Genomic DNA, 5,291 nt, shown 5'->3' on the forward strand with positions numbered 1-5,291 from the left:
GCCGCCCCCGCCCCGGCCGTTCTGGTCCTCGGCGGCAGAAACGCGCGTCTGGACCAGCTCACGGGCGATGTGCCGCCGGACCACCCGGACCGCAATGTCGCCGAGCAACTGGCGCGCGCGGGCTTCGTCACGCTCTCCTTCGACCACGGCATCGGCGGCGGCCTCGACGCCGCCCGCAGGGCGGGCCGGGACGAAGGCACGCTGCTGGCCCACGCGTTCGCGCTGACCGGCCGCTCCCTGCTCGGCGCGCTCGTCGGGGACGCCCTGGGCGCGCTCGACGTGCTCGCGGCACATCCGCTCGTCGACCCCGGCCGCGTAGGCCTCTTCGGCCACAGCCTCGGCGCGGCGGTCGCCCTGCACACCGCGCTCCTCGCCCCCCGCCAAGGCCTCCCGCTCTGCGCGGCGAGCCATCTCGGCAGCTACCAGGCCCTGTACGAGCGGCTGTTGACCGGCCACGAGGGCGCGGCGCTCCCCGGCATCCTGGAGTACGCCGACCTGCCCGACCTGTACGGGGCGCTCGCCCCGGCGCCGCTCCAGCTCCAGTACGGCACGGCCGACTCCTACCTCGAACCGGCCGACGCGCGCCGGGCGGCGGACACGGTCCGGGATGCGTACGCGACAGGCGAGGCCTCCGCTTCTGTGGAAGTCCACGAACTCCCCATGGGGCACGGCACGCACGTGGGCCACGCGGCGGACTTCTTCGCCCGCACCCTGGCGGGCCCCCGCTCCTCCCCTGCCGAAGTCCCGGCCCAGCGCATCCACTTCGAAGTGTCCGACCGGCACACCGTGCTCGACCGTGTCGACTCCGCGCTCGCCTCGGGCATTCTCACCCAGGGCCCGCAGGTGGCCCGCTTCGAGGAGCTTTCCCGTGCCTGGACCGGCACGGAGACGGCGGCGGTCGCGTCCGGCTCGGCGGCCCTGGAGATCGCGCTGCGCGTCATCGGCGTGGCGGGCAGGACCGTGCTCGCGCCGGTCAACACGTTCTTCGCCACGGCCGCCGCCGCGGTGCGCGCGCAGGCGACCGTGCGCTTCGTCGACATCGAGCTCGACGGTCTCGGCATGGATCCGGACGCCCTGTGTACCGCCCTCGACCGGTACCCCGACACGGCCGCCGTGCTGCCGGTGCACATCGGCGGCATCGTGTCGCCCGCGCTCGACGGGGCCCTCGCGCACTGCCGGGAGCGCGGCATCCCGGTGGTGGAGGACGCCGCGCACGCCTTCGGCGCCACCCTGGACGGGCGTCCCGCGGGCAGCTTCGGCCGGTTCGGCGCCTTCTCGTTCTTCCCCACGAAGGTCGCGGTCAGCGGTGAGGGCGGGCTGTTGTCCGCCGGCCTTCCGGACGACCTGGAGCAGGTGCGGCGCTGGCGCGACCACGGCAAGAGCGCCCAGGGCTCCACCCTGCACGACCGTCCCGGCGGCAACTGGCGGCTGAGCGAACTCCACGCCGCCGTCGGCACCGTGGACCTGGAGCGCTTCGCGCACACGCTGGCGGCACGCCGTGAACTCGCCGCCCGCTACGACGCGTTGCTCGCCGACGTCCCGGGGATCCGGCCGCACGCCGTGCCCGCCGGATCGGGCAGCAACTTCTACAAGTACCTCGCCTACCCCGACCCCGAAGGCCCGTACGACCGCGCGCTCCTGAAGAAACGGCTGCGGGAGCGGCACGGGGTCTCCCTGGCCGGTGAGGTCTACGACCACCTGCTGTGCGACCACCCCTATTTCACGGGCGGCGCGCAACGGTCCGGAGGAAGCGGTCACCCCACGTGCGAGGGAGGGGCGTTCGAGCGTGCCCGCTGGTTCGCCCGCCACCACATCGCCCTGCCGCTGTACCCCTCCCTCACGGAGGCCGAGCAGATCCGGGTGGTCACCGCCCTGCGCGGCGAGCTGTCGTGACGGCGGTGCTCTCCGCGTTCCGCAGGGGTGAGTGGCGGACGTCGCTGGACACCACCGCGCTGCCCGGCATGGGGTCTGCGGGGTCTGCGTATGGTCTCGCGCTCGTCCCGGAGATCGTGGCCGACGCCGACCACAAGTGGTGGCAGACCGTGCGCGCCGACTTGCCGCCGCTCGCCGGTCGCCGCGAACTGCTGCTCGCGGCCGTGGAGTTGTTCGATCACGGCAGCGTCACCGTGGGCGGCATCGGCGAGCAGGACGCCGAGGGCTTCCGCGCGGCACTGTGGCAGACCGCCGGGCTGCCCGGGCCGCTCGTGGACCGCTGGTGCGCTCTGCTCCGCGAAGGCCTCCTGAAGCGCGGCGAGCCACGGACCGCCGACGACCGGCTCTCCCTCGTCGCGCTGCCCGGCAACACGTTCACCTGCCTGGACTCCGTACTCGACCAGGCCGAGCGCTCGGGCGCCGTCTGGGTGCGCCCGAGCCGGCGCGAGCCGTTCTCCGCGGCCCGGCTCGTCGCCGCCCTGCTCGCCGTCGGCTGGCCGCCCGCCCGCATCGGCCTCTGCCCGACCGACCAGCGCGGGCTGCACGCCCTGGTGAGACGCGCCGACCGGCAGATCGTCTACGGCGGCGCCGGTCTCGCCGCGTCGGTCCGCGACTCCCCGACGCTCACCCTGCACGGGCCGGGCCGCGGCTGCGCCCTGGTGCCCGCGGGCATGCCGGTCGACGAGGCGGTGACCTGGCTGCTGCCCCTGGTCGCGGGCGACTCCGGGCGCTTCTGCAGCAACGTACGCACGGTCATCTGCACGGAAAGCGCGCAGAGTTCGGATCTGGCGGCCTCGCTCGCCGCCGCGCTCGACGCCCTTCCGCCGGGGCCGGACGGCACCGACTGGCCGCTCACCGTCTTCCGCGAGCCGGACACGGCACACCGCGCGCTGCGCTCCGTCCACGACCGCATGCGCCCCGGCGACCGCATGCTCACCCGCAGGGACCCGATCGCCCTCGTCGACGGAGCCCCCTGCCCGCTGCCCCGCCTCGTCCTGCTCCAGGAGTACGAAGGCCACCCCCTGGTCGGCCACGAGGTCCCCTTCCCCTTCGCCACCGTCCTCCACGCGGCCCCCGACGCCGTACCGGCCCTCACCGCCGAGTCCCTGTTCGTCCACCGCCCAGCGAAGTGAGAGCCCCGTATGACGACCGCCTTCGGCACGCTGACCGACACGCTGCACGCGCGCGTCCCGGAGCTGGCGGTCGACCTCGACACCTGGACGCGCCGGATGATGCGCTGGCACTTCGGGCCGGAGACCGCGAGCCCCTTCTGGGCCGCCCGGCGCGAAAGCCTCGGCTTCGACCCCCTGAAGGACGTCGACTCCTTTGCCGCGCTGGAGCTGTTCGGCCTCTTCGACAAGGCCGAACTCCGCGCCGCGCACGCCCGCGACCTGCTCCCCCGGGGCTACCACGACCGGCCCTTCCGGGTCTTCGAGACCGGTGGCACCACCGGCACGCCCTGCCGGATCGTCAACGTCACGCGGCTCGCGTACGACGTGGAGGTCTACCGCACGGTGCTCGAGGCGCGCGGCGTCGCGGGCGGTGACGTGCTCGCCATGACGCCGAGCGGCCCGCACGCGTACGGGCACTTCGTGGAGGGGCTCGCGGACAGCTGGCGGGGCGCCGTGCACTCCATCGACTTCGACCCGCGCTGGGTGAAGGCCGCACTGCGCGCGGGCGGTGAGGCGGACGCGTACACCGCGCACCTGATCGACCAGACCCTGACCCTGCTCGCCGCCGAGCGCTGCTCCCTGCTCTTCACCACCTCGCGGCTGCTCATGGAGCTCGCGATGCGGCTGCCGCGCCCCCTGCACACGTACGGCATCCGGGCGGCGTGCACGGGCGGGACCTCGTGCACCGCGGCCGAGGCGCAATTCCTGCGCGAGGAGCACCTGACGGGCGTGCAGTGGATCGACACCTACGGCAACACGCTGGTCGGGCACGCCCTCCAGGCGGACGCGGCGGCGGGCGTGGCGCCCGGTCTGCCGGCCGGCGCCGGGCACTCCTACCATCTGCCGCCGCCCTTCGCGGTGCTGGCCGTCGTCGACCCGGCCGACCCGTGGCGCGAGGTCGCCGTCGGCGAGCGCGGGCGCGTACGGGCCACCACCCTCCTCGAAGACCTCTTCCTGCCCAACCTCCTGGAGCGCGACAGCGCCGTCAGGACCGGGCCGCACCCGTGGTTCCCCTGGGACGGGGTGGCCGCCGTGCGGCCCTTCCAGGAGGACGGCGGGGGCGCCGCCGACGCGGTGGAAGGCGTCTACTGACCGAAGGACACGCACCGTGAAGTTGTCGTCGAACGGCCTGCCCGTCCCTTTCACACCGGACCTCTTCGGCCCGCTGCGTCCCAGCGCGGACCTCCTGTCGCCGAGGGACCCGGCGGCGCTCCGCGCCCGGCTGCGCGCCGACGGCTATCTGTATCTGCCGGGGCTGCTCGACCGGGCGGAGGTGCTGCGGCTGCGCGGGCGGTACTTCTCGCTCTTTCCGCCGGGCCTGCTCGCGGCGGGCAGTGACCCCGAGGAGGGGGTCTTCTCCGGACAGGTGCCCGCGGACGTTCCGGAGTACGGGGTCGCGGGGCATCCCGCGTACGGGTTCGTGCGCTCCGCGCCCTTCGACCGGTTCGTGGGCAACCCGGTGCTCGCCGCGCTCGCCGCCCAACTCCTCGACTCCGAGGTGCGGATGCTGCCGCGCCGGATCCTGCGCCACTTCCACCGGGGCGCGCGCCGGGCCTCGCGCGCCCATGTCGACTTCGACTACATGGACCAGGGTTCGCCGAGCCTCGTCACCTTCTGGATACCCGTGGGCGACTGCCCGCCGCGGACCGGGGCGCTCGTGTACCTGGAGGGCTCCCACCGGCTGCCGCCCGAGGAGTACGCCCCGCTGCGCGACGTCACCGACCGGCCTGGCGACCGCCGCCAGATCTGCCACGACCTGGAGCTGACCGCCCGCACGCTGGGCCGCCGCTGGCTGTGGGCGGACTTCGCGGCGGGCGATGTGATGGTGCACGTGCCGCACATCATCCACGCGTCCCTGGACACGACGACGGACGCGATGCGACTCTCCGTCGACGCCCGTTTCGTACGCTCCGGTGACACGCCCGATCCCCGCTGGCTGCGGCCCTGGTCGGCGGATGACGGGGCGTGACGTCAAGGCGGGGTGGCAACGTGACGTCAGGGCGAGGTGTCAAGTCGTCAGGAATCCACAACTCCGCCGCCAGGATATTGAATTCACCCGTCTCGGCCTGTGCGGACTCCTTGACAGCCTCGATCGTCACGAGCCAATATCCACTATCCGATTGGCCTGGACCAATAAGCAGAAGTCCCGCACACCGCACCACGCCCCAGGAGCCTCGTCCCACGAGC

At 73.8% G+C, this 5,291-nt stretch carries 4 protein-coding genes; all 4 read left to right on the forward strand.

From position 1 onward, the window contains the following. The coding region (locus GKQ77_RS27000; RefSeq protein ID WP_219691541.1) for a DegT/DnrJ/EryC1/StrS family aminotransferase at positions 1–1,893 on the forward strand (1,893 nt) is incomplete at its 5' end. Then, positions 1,890–3,065, forward strand: coding sequence for a hypothetical protein (locus GKQ77_RS27005; protein ID WP_219691542.1), 1,176 nt, complete (start codon positions 1,890–1,892; stop codon positions 3,063–3,065). The genes GKQ77_RS27000 and GKQ77_RS27005, both read left to right, overlap by 4 nt. 9 nt (positions 3,066–3,074) lie before the next feature. After that, entirely contained in the window at positions 3,075–4,196 is a 1,122-nt protein-coding gene (locus GKQ77_RS27010; protein ID WP_219691543.1) for a phenylacetate--CoA ligase family protein, read from the forward strand. Between the two features lie 16 nt (positions 4,197–4,212). After that, positions 4,213–5,073 carry a phytanoyl-CoA dioxygenase family protein gene (locus GKQ77_RS27015; protein ID WP_219691544.1) on the forward strand — a complete coding sequence of 287 codons (861 nt, stop codon included), beginning with the start codon at positions 4,213–4,215 and terminating at the stop codon, positions 5,071–5,073. Positions 5,074–5,291: the final 218 nt, after the last annotated feature.

The organism is Streptomyces anatolicus (assembly GCF_019400875.1).
GTDB classification, from domain to species: Bacteria; Actinomycetota; Actinomycetes; order Streptomycetales; family Streptomycetaceae; genus Streptomyces; species Streptomyces anatolicus.

Bases quoted from the DNA above. Each gene is read 5' to 3' on its own strand.
- GKQ77_RS27010 (WP_219691543.1), top strand. From the start codon at position 3,075: ATGACGACCGCCTTCGGCACGCTGACCGACACGCTGCACGCGCGCGTC.